Annotated in this window: 15 protein-coding genes; 9 read left to right on the forward strand and 6 right to left on the reverse strand. The window is 69.6% G+C overall.

Annotated features, from left to right (window positions below; genetic code table 11):
• Positions 1-14 precede the first annotated feature (14 nt).
• Genes fabZ through rnhB form a run of 4 tightly spaced genes read left to right on the forward strand, consistent with a single transcriptional unit; the run spans position 15 to position 3,016 of the window.
• Positions 15-476, forward strand: coding sequence for a 3-hydroxyacyl-ACP dehydratase FabZ (fabZ, locus tag ACAM26_RS08630; RefSeq protein ID WP_369613441.1), 462 nt, complete (start codon positions 15-17; stop codon positions 474-476).
• Complete coding sequence (gene lpxA / locus ACAM26_RS08635) at positions 473-1,243, forward strand: acyl-ACP--UDP-N-acetylglucosamine O-acyltransferase (protein WP_123140406.1); 771 nt, start codon at positions 473-475, stop codon at positions 1,241-1,243. Before fabZ ends, lpxA begins: the two co-directional genes overlap by 4 nt.
• Positions 1,244-1,277: 34 nt before the next feature.
• The gene (gene lpxB, locus ACAM26_RS08640; protein ID WP_369613442.1) at positions 1,278-2,435 is read left to right on the forward strand and encodes a lipid-A-disaccharide synthase; all 1,158 of its coding nucleotides are present in this window, start codon (positions 1,278-1,280) and stop codon (positions 2,433-2,435) included.
• Positions 2,432-3,016: a ribonuclease HII gene (rnhB, locus tag ACAM26_RS08645; protein WP_123140404.1), complete on the forward strand. Its 585-nt coding sequence runs from the start codon at positions 2,432-2,434 to the stop codon at positions 3,014-3,016. Before lpxB ends, rnhB begins: the two co-directional genes overlap by 4 nt.
• A gap of 468 nt (positions 3,017-3,484) precedes the next feature.
• Here rnhB and ACAM26_RS08650 read toward each other — a convergent pair whose 3' ends face one another.
• The 6 genes from ACAM26_RS08650 to ubiG form a co-directional block, all read right to left on the reverse strand.
• Positions 3,485-3,979, reverse strand: coding sequence for a DUF4124 domain-containing protein (locus tag ACAM26_RS08650; RefSeq protein WP_369613443.1), 495 nt, complete (start codon positions 3,977-3,979; stop codon positions 3,485-3,487).
• 525 nt (positions 3,980-4,504) lie between these two features.
• The gene (locus ACAM26_RS08655; protein ID WP_369613444.1) at positions 4,505-5,824 is read right to left on the reverse strand and encodes an MFS transporter; all 1,320 of its coding nucleotides are present in this window, start codon (positions 5,822-5,824) and stop codon (positions 4,505-4,507) included.
• A 12-nt stretch (positions 5,825-5,836) separates the two neighbouring features.
• Positions 5,837-6,577, reverse strand: a complete 741-nt coding sequence (locus tag ACAM26_RS08660; protein ID WP_369613445.1) for an SDR family NAD(P)-dependent oxidoreductase — start codon at positions 6,575-6,577, stop codon at positions 5,837-5,839.
• Between the two features lie 119 nt (positions 6,578-6,696).
• Entirely contained in the window at positions 6,697-7,506 is an 810-nt protein-coding gene (locus ACAM26_RS08665) for a squalene/phytoene synthase family protein (protein WP_369613446.1), read from the reverse strand.
• Positions 7,503-8,180 carry an HAD family hydrolase gene (locus ACAM26_RS08670; RefSeq protein ID WP_369613447.1) on the reverse strand — a complete coding sequence of 226 codons (678 nt, stop codon included), beginning with the start codon at positions 8,178-8,180 and terminating at the stop codon, positions 7,503-7,505. Before ACAM26_RS08670 ends, ACAM26_RS08665 begins: the two co-directional genes overlap by 4 nt.
• Positions 8,173-8,898 carry a bifunctional 2-polyprenyl-6-hydroxyphenol methylase/3-demethylubiquinol 3-O-methyltransferase UbiG gene (gene ubiG, locus ACAM26_RS08675; RefSeq protein ID WP_123140398.1) on the reverse strand — a complete coding sequence of 242 codons (726 nt, stop codon included), beginning with the start codon at positions 8,896-8,898 and terminating at the stop codon, positions 8,173-8,175. The genes ACAM26_RS08670 and ubiG overlap by 8 nt, the downstream gene beginning before the upstream one ends.
• Before the next feature lie 206 nt (positions 8,899-9,104).
• Here ubiG and glyA point away from each other — a divergent pair, with 206 nt between their 5' ends.
• The 5 genes from glyA to ribBA all read left to right on the forward strand — a co-directional run bounded on the left by glyA (position 9,105) and on the right by ribBA (position 14,269).
• Positions 9,105-10,361, forward strand: coding sequence for a serine hydroxymethyltransferase (gene glyA, locus ACAM26_RS08680; protein WP_123140397.1), 1,257 nt, complete (start codon positions 9,105-9,107; stop codon positions 10,359-10,361).
• Between the two features lie 83 nt (positions 10,362-10,444).
• Positions 10,445-10,945 (forward strand): transcriptional regulator NrdR, encoded by a 501-nt coding sequence (gene nrdR / locus ACAM26_RS08685; RefSeq protein WP_123140396.1) that lies wholly within the window; start codon positions 10,445-10,447, stop codon positions 10,943-10,945.
• Positions 10,929-12,068 (forward strand): bifunctional diaminohydroxyphosphoribosylaminopyrimidine deaminase/5-amino-6-(5-phosphoribosylamino)uracil reductase RibD, encoded by a 1,140-nt coding sequence (gene ribD, locus ACAM26_RS08690; RefSeq protein WP_369613448.1) that lies wholly within the window; start codon positions 10,929-10,931, stop codon positions 12,066-12,068. Before nrdR ends, ribD begins: the two co-directional genes overlap by 17 nt.
• A 73-nt stretch (positions 12,069-12,141) precedes the next feature.
• The gene (locus ACAM26_RS08695; RefSeq protein WP_123140394.1) at positions 12,142-12,804 is read left to right on the forward strand and encodes a riboflavin synthase; all 663 of its coding nucleotides are present in this window, start codon (positions 12,142-12,144) and stop codon (positions 12,802-12,804) included.
• 331 nt (positions 12,805-13,135) lie between these two features.
• Complete coding sequence (gene ribBA / locus ACAM26_RS08700) at positions 13,136-14,269, forward strand: bifunctional 3,4-dihydroxy-2-butanone-4-phosphate synthase/GTP cyclohydrolase II (RefSeq protein WP_369613449.1); 1,134 nt, start codon at positions 13,136-13,138, stop codon at positions 14,267-14,269.
• Positions 14,270-14,283 lie beyond the last annotated feature (14 nt).

Raw genomic sequence — 14,283 nt, forward strand, 5'->3', positions numbered from 1 at the left:
CGGATTCCGCGCAGATGCAGGAAGCGGGCAAGATGATGGACATCCACAAGGTGATGAGTCTGCTGCCGCATCGCTATCCCTTCCTGCTGGTCGATCGGGTGCTCGACTACAAGGTCGACGAGTATCTGATCGCGATGAAGAACGTCTCCATCAACGAGCCCTTCTTCACCGGCCACTTCCCGGTGCGTCCGGTGATGCCGGGCGTGCTGATCGTCGAGGCCATGGCCCAGGCCACGGGGCTCTTGGCGATGGCCTCACGTCCCGAACAGGTCGGCGAGAAATCGCTCTACTACTTCGTCGGCATCGACAAGGCCCGCTTCAAGCGCCCGGTCGAGCCTGGTGATCAGCTGATCATGGAGGTGCGACTGGGTCCGGTGCGTCGTGGCATCTGGAAGTTCGACGGCGAGGCCCGGGTCGATGACCAGGTGGTCGCCACCGCCGAGATCATGTGTACCGCCCGGGACTTCACTGCTTGATCCATCCCAGCGCCCTCGTTGACCCGGGCGCCCGCCTCGACCCCGGGGTCGAGGTCGGCCCCTTCGCGGTGATCGGCCCCGAGGTCGAGATCGGCGCCGGGACCCGGATCGGTCCGCACGCGGTGGTGCGCGGGCCGACCCGGATCGGGCGCGACAACCGCATCTTCCAATTCACCTCGATCGGCGAGGATCCGCAGGACAAGAAATACGCCGGCGAGCCGACCCGGTTGGAGATCGGCGATCGCAACCAGGTCCGCGAGTTCGTCACCATCCATCGCGGCACCGTTCAGGACCAGGGCGTCACCCGCATCGGCGACGACAACCTGCTGATGGCCTACACCCACGTCGCCCACGACTGCCGTATCGGCAACGACGTGATCATGGCCAATGCCGCCTCGCTCGGCGGTCATGTCGAGGTGCAGGACTGGGCGATCCTCGGCGGTTTCACCATCGTCCACCAGTTTACCCGCATCGGCGCCCACAGCTTCTGTGCCATGGGCTCGGTGCTCGGGCGCGACGTGCCGCCCTATGTCACCGTCGGCGGTCATCCCGCAGCGCCCCACGGCATCAACAGCGAGGGGCTGCGTCGGCGCGGTTTCGAGCCGGCGGCCATCCAGGCGATCAAGCGAGCCTATCGCAGCCTGTATCTCGCCGGACTCAGACGCGAGGAGGCGCTCGAGCGCATCGCCGCGATGACCACCGAGACCCCTGAGCTGCGCCCACTGATCGACTTCATCGCCGCCAGCGCGCGCGGCATCGTGCGCTGACCTCGGGTCGCGCCCCCTCGCGGAGTCCTCTGTCATGCTGACCATCGGCATCGTCGCCAATGAACCCTCGGGCGACCTGCTCGGCGCCGCCGTGGTGCGCGAGCTGCAACGCCAGCTCGGTGACACCCGGGTGCGCTTCGTCGGTGTCGCCGGACCACGGATGCAGGCGCTCGGCTGCGAGAGCCTGTTCGAGATGGAGCGGCTCTCGGTGATGGGCCTGACCGAGGTGCTCGGCCAGCTGCGCGAGCTGCTCGGGCTGCGTCGCGAGCTGCTGCGCTTCATGCTGCGCGAGCGCCCGGCGGTGCTGATCGGGGTCGACGCCCCGGACTTCAACCTCGGGCTCGAGCGGCGCGCGCGGCGCGCCGGCATCCGCACCGTGCACCTGGTCAGCCCCACCGTCTGGGCGTGGCGACCGGGGCGGGTCAAGGGGATCCGCCGCGCCGTCGACCTGATGCTCAGCATCTTCCCCTTCGAGGAGCGCTTCCTGCGCGAGCACGGCGTGCCGGCACGCTATGTCGGTCACCCGCTGGCCGACGAGATCCCGTTCGAGGTCGATCGCGCAGCCGCCCGCGCCGAGCTCGGGCTCGACCCCGAGGCGCCGCTGGTGGCGCTGCTCCCGGGCAGTCGTCTGGGCGAGGTCGAGCGCCTCGCCGCGCCCTTCATCGAGACCGCCCGCGCGGCCCATGCCGCGCGGCCCGAACTGCGTTTCGTGGTGCCGCTGATCAACGCCCGGGTCGGCGAGCGCTTCCGTGCCGAGCTGCAGCGCTGCGCCCCCGAACTTCCCCTGACCCTGCTCGAGGGCCAGGGGCGCGAGGCGATGAGCGCCGCCGATGTGGTGCTCACCGCCTCGGGGACCGCCACCCTCGAGGCGCTGCTGCTCGGGCGGCCGATGCTGGTCGGCTACCGTCTCCACCCGCTGACCTATCACCTGGTCAAGCAGCTCGGGCTGGTCAAGGTGCCGCACATCGCCATGGCCAACCTGCTCGCCGGGCGCGAACTCGCCCCCGAGTTCGTGCAGTCGCGCTGTCGCGCCGAGCTGCTCGCCCCGGCGCTGCTCGAGCTGCTCGACGATCACGCGCGCCGCGCCGAGATCGAGCGCGAGTACGCCCGTATCCACCGTGACCTGCGCTGCGACGCCGCCCGCGAGGCCGCGCGCGCAGTGCTCGACCTGATCGGAGAGACCCCGAGATGACCGCCCCCGTCCTCACCGCCGGCGTCGACGAGGCCGGCCGCGGCCCGCTCGCCGGCCCGGTCGCCGCCGCCGCGGTGATCCTCGACCCCAGTCGCCCGATCGCCGGACTCGACGACTCCAAGCGACTCAGCGCCAAGCGCCGAGAGGCGCTCTACGACGCCATCCGCGAGCGCGCCCTGGCCTGGTCGCTGGCCTGGGGCAGCGTCGAGGAGATCGAGACACTCAACATCCTCCACGCCTCGATGCTGGCGATGCGTCGCGCCGTCGAGGGACTCGCCACCGCCCCCGGTCTGGTGCTGGTCGACGGCAATCGCTGCCCGGAGCTGCCCGCGGGGCTGGAGGCGCGCGCCGTGGTCGGCGGTGATGCGCTGGTGCCCGAGATCGCCGCCGCCTCGATCATCGCCAAGGTCGCGCGCGACCGGCTGATGCTCGACTACGAGCGCGACTACCCCGGCTACGGCTTCGCCGGCCACAAGGGCTATCCCACCCGCGCCCATATCGAGGCCCTCCAGCGCCTCGGCCCCTGTCCCACCCACCGCCGCGGCTTCGGCCCGGTCAAGCGACTGCTCGAGACGGAGTGATCGGGGCGGGGGAAAGCCGTCAGCGGATTGAACCGCAAAGCCGCAAAGGACGCGAAGGGGAATAAGCCGCCAGCGATCAGCCACCAGTGGGTACGGACCCGCGCCGCCTGTGGCCTCACGCCGACATCACACATCATGCACTTTGCGCGCTTCGCGCCTTTGCGGTTCAAGGTGCCGGCGATCAGCGATCAGGGAATTGAACCGCGAAGACACCAAGGACGCGAAGGGGAATAAGCGGCCAGCGATCAGCCGCCAGTGGGTACGGACCCGCGCCGCCTGTAGCCTCACGCCGACATCACACATCATTCACTTTGCGCGCTTCGCGCCTTTGCGGTTCAAGGTGCCGGCGATCAGCCACCAGTGGGTACGAACCCGCGCCGCCTGTGGTCTCACGCCGACATCACACATCATGTACTTTGCGCGCTTCGCGCCTTTGCGGTTCAATCCTGGCGGCTTCGTCTCGCCGTGCTATCCCGGGTGCGGGATCAGCCGAAAGCCGGGCTTGGTCTCGGGGTCCGGTTCGGGCGGTTCCGGTCGGGGGTGGGGTGGTCGCACCCAGGGTGGCGGGCGATGCGGCGGTGGGGTGAGGTAGATCGCTGGTGGGGCCGTCGGACGTGCCGCCTCGATCTCGGCGCGGCGCTCGGCCGCCGCCGCGCGGCGCTCCTCGGCCTCGACGCGTCGCTCCTCGAGTTTGCGCGCCCGGCGCTCCTCGGCCTCGGCGCGATCGCGCGCGCGTTCCTGCTCCAATTGCGCGCGGATGCGTGCGGCGCGTGCCTCGGAGGCCGCGGCCTCGGTGCGGTCGACCGGCTCGGTCTCGATCCGGCGCGCGTGCTCGCCACGCTCGCAAGGCGATTGCTGATAGCGCACCCCGGTTTCGTCCTCGCAACGATAGACCTCCGCCCGTACCGGCGCGCAACAGCATGCTGCGATCACCAGCAGTCGCAGGTGACGGGATCGGGACATGATGCCTCCAGCACTCCGATGACGGTCCGTCGAGCATAAGGAATTTTTCAGCCTCCAGCTTCCAGCCCCCAGCCTCCAGCCTCCAGCCTCCAGCCTCCAGCCTCCAGCCTCCAGCCTCCAGCCTCCAGCCTCCAGCCTCCAGTGGATTGAACCGCAAAGCCGCGAAGAACGCGAAGCGGTTCAAGGTGCCGGCGATCAGCTACCAGCTACCAGCTACCAGCTACCAGCTACCAGCTACCAGCTACCAGGGGATTGAACCGCGAAGACACCAAGGACGCAAAGGGGAATAAGCCGCCAGCCTCCAGTCGCCAGCGGATTGAACCGCAAAGCCGCGAAGCACGCGAAGCGGTTCAGGTTGACGGCGACCAGCCGCCAGCGGCTGTCTGTCCTCAAACACTGGCGCCCAAGCCGTGCTGTTGTCGAGGGCGCTCGCCCGTGGCGACTGGAGGCTGACTGCTGGAGGCTTTTTTCTCCTGCGCGCCCTTTGCGGCTTTGCGGTTCAACCTTTCCGGCCGGTGGCCACGTTCAGTCAGGCTCCGAGACCTCGCGTAGCCGCATGACGTAGAGCGCGGCGAACAGCGCGCCGAGGGCGAGGGCGAGGATCACGCTGGCCGCGCCGTAGTAGTCGCCGAGCACGCCGATCAGGCCGCCGGCGAGCATCACCACGCCGATCACGGTGTTGCTGACCGCAACCATGGCCGCACGGGTCTCGCTGGTGGCCATGTCGACCAGATAGACCTTGCGGCCGAGCCGCACCCCGGCGTGGGCGATGCCGAGCACCAGGAAGAGTCCGGCGAAGGCCAGCGGGTCGGCGAGCAGCGGGCTGGCGCTGGTCGCCAGCGCCCAGGTCAGCAGCCCGGTCGCGCCGGCCAGGGCGGCGGCGAGGGCCATCGCCAGGCGCGCCGAGCGGTCGCCGAGCCGTCCCCACAGCGGTGCGCTGAGGCTGCCGGCGATACCGTTGGCGATGATCAGCAGCCCGAGGCCGGAGAGGTCGCCGCCGCTCTGCGCCTGTGCCAGCAGGACGTAGAAGGGCGGGGCGAGGGCGACGCTCAGCAGTGCCGAGCGGGCGATCACGAAGCGGCGGAAGTCGGCGTCGCTGCGCAGCAGACCGATGCTCTCGAGCGCGGTCGCGATGGCGTTGCCGCCACCCTCGGTGGCGCCGGGCTGCTCACGGATCGACCGGAACACCAGGGCGCCGAGCAGGAAGCAGAGCGCCCCGCCGAGCAGTAGGGCGACGAAGATCAGGATATTGGCGTGGGCGTCGGCGACGAACTGCAGATAGAGACCGAGCGCCAGGGTGGCGAGCCCGGCGACCCCCGCCGAGAGCCCCATCAGGTTGCCGCGCCTGGACTTGGAGACGGTCTTGCCGAGGACGTCCTTGGCCGAGACCGAACACAGTCCGCGCGCCAGGCTGAAGACCACCAGCAGGGCGATGATGGTCCAGCCGGCGAGCGCGCCCTCCAGGGTCAGCGCGGCGACGGCCATCAGCGCCAGGGCCAGCGCCGAGAGCACCGAGCCGAGGATCCACACCCCCTTGCGCAGCGGCAGGCGGCGGATGTAGGCGGCCACCGCCAGCTGTGGCAACAGCACGCCGGCCTCGCGGATCGGCACCAGCAAGCCGACCAGCAGCCCGGGGGCGCCGAGATAGCCGAACAGCCAGGGCAGGATCAGCTTGGCGCTGGAGAATTCGTCGGCGACCTTGCTCATCAGGTTGGCGCCGAGATAGACGAAGAAGTTGCGCGGCTGATCGTTGCACGAGGCGCTGGGGATGTCCTTGCAGACACGGGCGTCCTCGTCGCCGGTGATCAGGTCGTAGAGTCCCTCGATCGGGTGGGTCTTGCTCATCACCGCGTCCCGTCAGCGTGTGGGCTGGGCCTGGATGCGCTGCCCGGTGATGCCGCGCCCGGCGGGGCCGAGCAGACGCAGATAGGGCTCGACCACGCTCTCCGGGGCGGGGTGCTGCATCGGGTCCTCGCCGGGATAGAGGGTCGCGCGCATGGCGCAGCGCACCACCCCGGGGTCGATGCTGTTGACGCGGATCTGACCGGCCTCGCTGGTCTCCTCGGCGAGCACCTGCATCAGCCCCTCGAGGCCGAACTTGGCGGCGGCGAAGGCGCCCCAGTAGGCCTTGCCGGTCTGGCCGACGCGATCGCTGGTGAACACCACCGAAGGGTCCGGTGCGGCGCGCAGCAGCGGCAGGCAAGCCTGGGTGAGCATGAAGGGGGCGGTAAGGTTGACCTTGAGCACCCGCTCCCAGTCCTCGGCGTCGTAGTCGTCGATGCGGCTGAGGTAGGGGGTGAAGGCGGCGCAGTGGGCGAGCCCGTCGAGCCGGTCGAAGGTGTCGCCGAGGATGTTGGCCACGGCGATGTAGTCATCCGCAGTGGCCGCCTCGGGGTCGATCGGCAGGATCGCCGGCTGCGGGTACCCGGCCGCCTCGATGGCGTCGTAGACGGGATCGAGTTCGTGCTCGTCGATCGCCGAGAGCACCACGGTGGCGCCGGCCTCGGCGGCGGCCATGGCGACGGCGCGACCGATGCCCTCGAGCGCGCCGGTGACCAGGATGACGCGGTCCTGGAGTGGTTGGTTCTGTTGTTCCATGGGTCGTGTCTCTCGCTGACTGTTTGGGTCCGCCCCGAGCGCTTGCGGCGCCCGGGGCGATGGATGCGAATGATGCGACAAGACGCCGCCCGTGGCATTGCGTCTTGCCGGTGCGGCGCTCAGCGCCGTTGTTCGCGCCAGGCGTGCCAGAGCTTGCGCAGCGGGGGCAGGGCGATGCGCTGGTCGACCACGGCATAGTCGCTGGCGGCGAGTTCTGCGGCGAGCACCCGGGCGAGCCGGGCGCGGATGCGTACGCTGCGGGCGCGACAGGCGCCACGCTGGGTCTCGGCGCGCAGCTGTTCGGCACGCTCGGCGGTGGTCGCGAGCAGCGCCGGCAGCCGTTCGGGCAGCTGCTCCAGATCGCTCGGCAGCAGCTCGGCGCTGATGAAGTCGAGCTGGCCACGTCGCCACCACCAGCCGCCGTCGCGGATCCCGGCGATCAGCCGGCAATAGGCGCCGAGCGCTCGTGCCTCGCGCAGCGACTCGGGCGAGCGCTCGCCCTCGCAGCGGGCGAGCAGCTCGAACAGTGCGCCGAGGTCGGTCTCGGCGTGCGCGGCCAGGGCCGCGAAGTGCGGCGGGCAGGGCGCGGCGAGGCGCGCGTCCTGGTGCGCGATCACCTCGATGAAGGGCTCGAGCGGCAGCGCCTGCTCGGCGATCAGCGCCGCCAGCGGTGCGCCGAGCGGGTGGGTCGGCGCGCCGCTGGCGCAGCGCTCGATCTCCTCGCGCCACCAGTCGAGCTTGGCCGCACCGATCCGCGCCTCGGAGACTGCGTCGGGGATGGCGCGCAGCCGCGCGTGCCACAGCACCAGCAGCGCCAGGGCGTCGCGCCGCGCCGCCGGGGCGAAGCGCAGGGCGTAGTAGCGGGCACTGCCGAGCGGGGTGGCGTCGTTGGGGAAGCGCCACGCGGTCTCTGCGGTGGTCACGCTCATGTCGGGGTTCCGGGCAGCCAGTCGAGCAGTGCGAGCGGGTGATCGATGGCGCCATGCGCGCCCCAGCCGTCCGGGTCGTCGTGCGCCCCGAGATAGCCGAACAGGGCGACCAGGGTGCCCATGCCGGCGGCGCGCCCGGCCTGGATGTCGCGCTCGGCGTCACCGAGGTACCAGCAGCGCTCGGGGTCGACCCCGAGCAGCTCGCAGGCGTGGAACAGGGGGCGCGGGTGCGGCTTGGGCGTGGGCGTGGTGTCGCCGCAGACCACGCAGGCGGCGCGCTCGGCATAGCCGATGCATTCGAGCAGCGGCCGGGTGAGATAGCCCGGCTTGTTGGTGACGATCCCCCAGGGGATGGCGCGCGCCTCCAGGGCGCTGACCAGCTCGGCCATCCCCGGGAAGGGTGCGGTGTCGCGCACCAGCGCCTCGGCATAGCGATCGAGGAAGGCGCGGCGCATCGGCTCGTAGTCGCTGTCCCCGGGGCGCAGCCCGAAGCCGACCTCGAGCATGCCGCGCCCGCCGTGCGAGACGAAGGGACGGATCTCGGCGAGCGGCAGCGGCGCCCGGTCGTGGGTCGCGCGCAGCCGGTTGAGCGCGGCGGCCATGTCCGGGGCAGTGTCGGCGAAGGTGCCGTCGAGGTCGAACAGTACCGCTGCGTCGCGCACCGGCTCAGGCATCGGCGTCGTCGCGCACGCAGCTCACCAGATAGTTGACGCTGAGGTCGCTGGCGTCGAGCTGGTAGGTCTTGGTCAGCGGGTTGTAGGTCATGCCGCTGAGGTCGGTGGTGCGCAGCGCGGTGCGGCGCACCCAGGCGTCGAGTTCGGAGGGGCGGATGAAGCGCGAATAATCGTGGGTGCCGCGCGGCAGCATGCCCATCACGTACTCGGCGCCGACGATCGCCAGCAGATAGGCCTTGGGGGTGCGGTTGAGGGTGGAGAAGAACACCTTGCCGCCGGGGCGTACCAGCCGCGCGCAGGCATCGATCACCGAGGCCGGCTCGGGGACGTGTTCGAGCATCTCCATGCAGGTGACCACATCGAAGCTCGCCGGGCGCTCGGCGGCCAGGGTCTCGACCGGCACCTGGCGGTAGTCGACCTCGACCCCGGTCTCGAGGGTGTGGAGGTCGGCCACGCGCAGCGGCATTGCGCCCATGTCGATGCCGGTGACCTTGGCGCCGCGCAGCGCCATGCTCTCGGAGAGGATGCCGCCGCCGCAGCCGACGTCGAGCACCTCCTTGCCCGCCAGCCCGTCGGCGCCGCGCTCGATGTAGTCGAGACGCAGCGGGTTGATGTCGTGCAGGGGCTTGAACTCGCTGTCGGGATCCCACCAGCGCGAGGCGAGCTCCTCGAACTTGCTGATCTCGGCTTGGTCGACGTTATGAATGGTATCGGTCATGGTCTTTATCTGGTCCCGGGGTTGGGTGAGACGCACGCGCGTCTCCGGCGTTCGATCGATCTCCATTCTAAACGACACGACCGCGATCTGGCCGATCGCGGTGGTGACGCCCGGTGGCGTCGGGTGTCTTTTTGTTTCCAAAGGCGCGACGCGCGGGCCGATCATCCGTTAAACTAACCCGTTTTGCATTGCCCGGAATAATCATCATGTTCGATACCAAGTTGCAGATCAGTGATTACGACCCAGCGCTCTGGGCTGCTATCCAGGACGAGGAGCGTCGCCAGGAAGAGCACGTCGAGCTCATCGCCTCGGAAAACTACACCAGCCCGCTGGTGATGCAGGCGCAGGGTGGTGTGCTGACCAACAAGTATGCCGAAGGCTATCCGGGCAAGCGCTACTACGGCGGCTGCGAGCATGTCGACGTGGTCGAGCAACTGGCCATCGATCGCGCCAAGGCGCTGTTCGGCGCCGATTACGCCAACGTCCAGCCGCACTCGGGCTCGCAGGCCAATGCCGCGGTCTTCCAGGCGCTGTGCCAGCCCGGTGATACCGTGCTGGGGATGAGCCTCGCCCACGGCGGTCACCTCACCCACGGCGCCAAGCCGAACTTCTCGGGCAAGATCTACAACGCGGTGCAGTACGGTCTCGATCCGGCCACCGGCGAGATCGACTACGCCGAGGTCGAGCGTCTGGCCCAGGAGCACAAGCCGCGGATGATCATCGCCGGCTTCTCGGCCTATTCGCGCGTGGTCGACTGGCAGCGTTTCCGCGACATCGCCGATGCCGTCGGCGCCTATCTGATGGTCGACATGGCCCATGTGGCCGGTCTGATCGCCGCCGGCGTCTACCCGAGCCCGGTCGGCATCGCCGACGTCACCACCACCACCACCCACAAGACCCTGCGTGGTCCGCGTGGCGGCCTGATCCTCGCCAAGTCCAACCCCGAGATCGAGAAGAAGCTCAACTCGGTGGTCTTCCCGGGCACCCAGGGCGGTCCGCTGATGCACGTGATCGCGGGCAAGGCGGTGGCCTTCAAGGAGGCGCTCGAGCCGGCCTTCAAGACCTATCAGCAGCAGGTCGTCGACAACGCCCGCGCCATGGCCGAGGTGTTCATCGCGCGTGGCTTCGACGTCGTCTCCGGCGGCACCGACGACCACCTCTTCCTGGTCAGCTTCATCGCCCAGGGGCTCACCGGCAAGGACGTCGACGCCTGGCTCGGCGCGGCCAACATCACCGTCAACAAGAACGCCGTGCCCAACGACCCGCAGTCGCCCTTCGTCACCAGCGGGATCCGCGTCGGTACCCCGGCGATCACCACCCGTGGCTTCGGCGTCGCCGAGGCCCGTGATCTCGCCGGCTGGATGTGCGACCTGATCGACGCTCGTGGCGATCAGGCCGCAATCGAGGCGGCCAAGGGCAAGGTGGTGGAGCTGTGTCGCCGCTTCCCGGTCTACGGTTGCTGATGGCGGTGCGCGGGGCGTCGCAGGGCGTCCCGGCGCGCGCCGATCGAGACGCCGGCCCCGCGCCGGCGTCGGAGGGCTAGAGCGTGCGCTGTCCATTCTGTGGTGCCCATGACACCAAGGTCGTCGACTCACGACTGTTCGACGAGGGTGATCAGGTGCGCCGGCGGCGCAAGTGTGTGGTGTGCGAGGAGCGCTTCACCACCTACGAGCGCGCCGAACTCAACCTGCCCCGGATCGTCAAGCGCGACGGTACCCGGGTCCCGTTCGATCCCGACAAGCTGCGCTCGGGGATGATGCGGGCGCTGGAGAAGCGCCCAGTCGGTACCGCCGAGATCGAGGCCGCGCTCTCGCGCATCCGTCGCACCCTGATGTCCTGTGGCGAGAGCGAGGTCGACTCGATGCGTCTCGGTGATCTGGTGATGGACGAGCTGCGTGGACTCGATCAGGTCGCCTACGTGCGCTTCGCCTCGGTCTATCGCAAGTTCGAGGACGTGGCCGCCTTCCGCGCCGAGATCGAACGGCTCGAGCGCGAGCCGGTCGGCGCGACGGTGGCAGCGGATGACGATGATGGCGACACCGACTGAGGTCACGCCTACGGATCAGGCCTGGATGGCGCACGCGCTGCGCCTGGCCGAGCAGGGGCGCTACAGCACCGCGCCCAACCCGCGCGTCGGCTGTGTGATCGTGCGCGACGGGGTGCTGGTCGGCGAGGGCTGGCACCGACGCGCCGGCGGTCCGCACGCCGAGCGCCACGCCCTGGCCGCCGCCGCCGAGCGTGCCCGCGGCGCCACCGTCTATGTCACCCTCGAGCCCTGCAGCCATCACGGTCGTACCCCGCCGTGCGCCGATGCACTGGTCGAGGCGGGTGTCGGGCGGGTGGTCTGCGCCATGGTCGATCCCAACCCCCGGGTTGCGGGGCGCGGCATCGCCCGGCTCGAGGCCGCCGGCATCGCCACCCTGGTCGGGGTGCAGGCCGCCGCCGCCGAGGCGCTCAACCCAGGGTTCGTGCAGCGGATGCGCGCGGGTCGTCCACTGGTGCGCTGCAAGCTCGCCGCGAGCCTCGATGGCCGGACCGCGATGGCCGACGGCGAGAGCCGCTGGATCACCTCCGAGCAGGCGCGCGCCGACGTGCAGCGGCTGCGTGCGGGCAGCGGCGCGATCCTCACCGGGGTCGAGACCCTGCTCGCCGACGATCCCAGTCTCAACGTCCGGCTGGCGCCCGAGGCGCTGCCCGGGCTGATGCCGGGCGACCCGGTATTGCAGCCGCTGCGGGTGGTGCTCGACAGTCGCTGGCGCACGCCGCCGACGGCACGGATGCTGGGGCTGCCCGGCACCACCCTGGTGGTCGGCGCGACGCCCGACCCCGGGCGCCAGCGCGCGCTCGTTGCCGCCGGCGCCGAGACCCTGGTCTGCGGCGGCGCCGACGGGCGCGTCGATCTCGCCGCGCTGCTCGCCGAGCTGGCACGACGCGAGATCAACGAGGCGCTGATCGAGAGCGGTCCGACCCTGGCCGGGGCGGCGCTCGCCGCCGGGCTGGTCGATGAGCTGGTGGTCTATCTCGCCCCGCACCTGATGGGCGACTGCGCCCGCGGGCTGGTGCGCCTGCCCGGTGTCGAGCAGATGGCCGATCGGCTCGCGCTGATCTTCGTCGATGTCCGTCGCATCGGTCCCGATCTGCGCCTGTTGCTGCGCCCGTCGGCGCGCTAGCGTCGGCGTCGGTGGCGCCTCGTCCCCCGAGTCAACCTCGACGCCGTCGCGCGTCATCGCTGAGGAGTCCGTCATGTTCACCGGAATCATCCAGGCCGTCGGGCGCATCGCGCGCCAGGAGCCGCGCGGCGGCGATGTCAGGCTGCATATCGACACCGCTGATCTCGATCTCTCGACCACCGCACTCGGTGACAGCATCGCGGTCAACGGTGTCTGTCTGACCGCAGTCGAGCTGGGGGCCGCGCGTTTCGCCGCCGATGTCTCGCGCGAGACCCTGTCGCTGACCACCCTGGGCGCGCTGGGGCAGGGCGGCGCGGTCAATCTGGAGCGCGCGCTCACCCTCTCGACCCCGCTCGGCGGTCATCTGGTCAGCGGTCATGTCGACGGTCTGGGCGAGGTGCTGGAGGTCGGCGCCGACGGCCGCTCGACCCGGCTGCGGATCCGCGCCCCGGACGCGCTGGCGCGCTATATCGCGCCCAAGGGCTCGATCTGCATCGACGGCACCAGCCTCACCGTCAATCGTGTCGAGGGCGCGGTGTTCGAACTCAACATCGTCCCCCACACCCTGGAGGAGACCATCATCGGTGGCTATCGCGCCGGCAGCCGGGTCAACCTCGAGGTCGACCTGATCGCCCGCTATCTCGAACGTCTGGTGCTCGGCGAACAGGCCGCCGCACCCGAGGGCGAGGGCGAACGCATCACCCGCGACTTCCTCAGTCGTCACGGGTTCGGTTGAGACCGCCTTCGCCGGTCGCCAGAAGATTGAACCGCAAAGCCGCAAAGATCGCAAAGAAAACAATGGCCTCCAGCGATCAGCCTCCAGTCGGCTACTGGGCGTGCACCTTCGACAACAGCATGGCTTGCCATCACCAGCGCACCCGTTTTTGGCGTCAGTGTTTGAGAACAGGCCGCCACTGACGGCTGAAGGCTGGCAACTTGAACCTCTTCGCGTTCTTTGCGGCTTTGCGGTTCAATCCGCTGGCCGCTGGCCGCGACTGCTTCCGTCCACGCAGGCGCTTGACCGTCTGTTAAACTTACTGGCTTCGCTCGAAAAGACCCAATTTGCTATGAGCCATACCGGCCTGAACACGACCGAGGAGATCATCGCCGAGCTGCGCGCCGGGCGCATGGTGGTGATCATGGACGACGAGGATCGCGAGAACGAGGGCGATCTGCTGCTTCCGGCCGACTGTGTCACCCCTGAGGCGATCAACTTCATGGCCAAGTACGGTCGCGGGCTGATCTGTCTGACCCTCACCCGTGAGCGCTGCGAGCAGCTGCGTCTGGCACCGATGGTCAACGACAACCAGGCCCCGCACGCGACCGCCTTCACCGTCTCGATCGAGGCCGCCCGGGGCGTCACCACAGGCATCTCCGCAGCCGATCGTGCGACCACGGTGCGCGCCGCGGTCGCGCCCGAGGCGACCGAGCGCGATCTGGTGCAGCCCGGACACATCTTTCCGCTGATCGCCCAACCCGGCGGGGTGCTGGTGCGCGCCGGTCATACCGAGGCCGGCTGCGATCTCGCCCGGCTCGCCGGTTTCACCCCGGCGGCGGTGATCGTCGAGGTCCTCAACGAGGACGGCACCATGGCGCGCCGCCCCGATCTCGAGCGCTTCGCCGAGACCCACGGGCTGAAGATCGGCACCATCGCCGATCTCATCCACTATCGGGTGCGCAACGAGCGCGCGGTGGTGCGCGAGAGCGGCTGCGAGCTGCCCACGCCCTACGGGACCTTCAAGCTGCACGCCTATCGCGACAGCATCGATCACGAGCTGCACCTGGCGCTGACCCTCGGCGAGATCGATCCGGAGCACCCCACCCTGGTACGGGTGCACCTGCAAAACAGCCTCTGCGATCTGTTCGAGGCCGATCACGGCGCCTGCGGCTGGCCGCTGCGCGACGTGATGCGTCAGGTCGGCGAGGCCGGCGAGGGGGTGATCGTGGTGCTGCGCAACCGCGATCGAGCCGAGGATCTGCTGGCGCGGATCAAGGATTTCGATTTCCATGACCGTGACGACGAGGTGCCGCCGCGCCGGCAGCAGGACGGTCATACGCTGCGCACCTTCGGTATCGGCGCGCAGATCCTCGCCGATCTCGGCGTGCGCAAGATGCGCGTGATGAGCGCGCCGAAGTCGATGCATGCCATCTCCGGGTTCGACCTGGAGGTGGTTGAGTACACCGGTGGTCGCCAATCCTGAGAGGACAAACCGAG

This window comes from Marichromatium sp. PS1 (genome assembly GCF_041155115.1).
Classification (GTDB): Bacteria; Pseudomonadota; Gammaproteobacteria; order Chromatiales; family Chromatiaceae; genus Marichromatium; species Marichromatium gracile.

Excerpts from the sequence above, each read along its gene's own strand:
- fabZ (WP_369613441.1), top strand. The coding sequence starts at position 15 with ATGCAGGAAGCGGGCAAGATGATGGACATCCACAAGGTGATGAGTCTG.
- lpxB (WP_369613442.1), top strand. The coding sequence starts at position 1,278 with ATGCTGACCATCGGCATCGTCGCCAATGAACCCTCGGGCGACCTGCTC.
- rnhB (WP_123140404.1), top strand. The coding sequence starts at position 2,432 with ATGACCGCCCCCGTCCTCACCGCCGGCGTCGACGAGGCCGGCCGCGGC.
- ACAM26_RS08650 (WP_369613443.1), bottom strand. The coding sequence starts at position 3,979 with ATGTCCCGATCCCGTCACCTGCGACTGCTGGTGATCGCAGCATGCTGT.
- ACAM26_RS08655 (WP_369613444.1), bottom strand. The coding sequence starts at position 5,824 with ATGAGCAAGACCCACCCGATCGAGGGACTCTACGACCTGATCACCGGC.
- ACAM26_RS08660 (WP_369613445.1), bottom strand. The coding sequence starts at position 6,577 with ATGGAACAACAGAACCAACCACTCCAGGACCGCGTCATCCTGGTCACC.
- ACAM26_RS08665 (WP_369613446.1), bottom strand. The coding sequence starts at position 7,506 with ATGAGCGTGACCACCGCAGAGACCGCGTGGCGCTTCCCCAACGACGCC.
- ACAM26_RS08670 (WP_369613447.1), bottom strand. The coding sequence starts at position 8,180 with ATGCCTGAGCCGGTGCGCGACGCAGCGGTACTGTTCGACCTCGACGGC.
- ubiG (WP_123140398.1), bottom strand. The coding sequence starts at position 8,898 with ATGACCGATACCATTCATAACGTCGACCAAGCCGAGATCAGCAAGTTC.
- glyA (WP_123140397.1), top strand. The coding sequence starts at position 9,105 with ATGTTCGATACCAAGTTGCAGATCAGTGATTACGACCCAGCGCTCTGG.
- ribD (WP_369613448.1), top strand. The coding sequence starts at position 10,929 with ATGGCGACACCGACTGAGGTCACGCCTACGGATCAGGCCTGGATGGCG.
- ACAM26_RS08695 (WP_123140394.1), top strand. The coding sequence starts at position 12,142 with ATGTTCACCGGAATCATCCAGGCCGTCGGGCGCATCGCGCGCCAGGAG.
- ribBA (WP_369613449.1), top strand. The coding sequence starts at position 13,136 with ATGAGCCATACCGGCCTGAACACGACCGAGGAGATCATCGCCGAGCTG.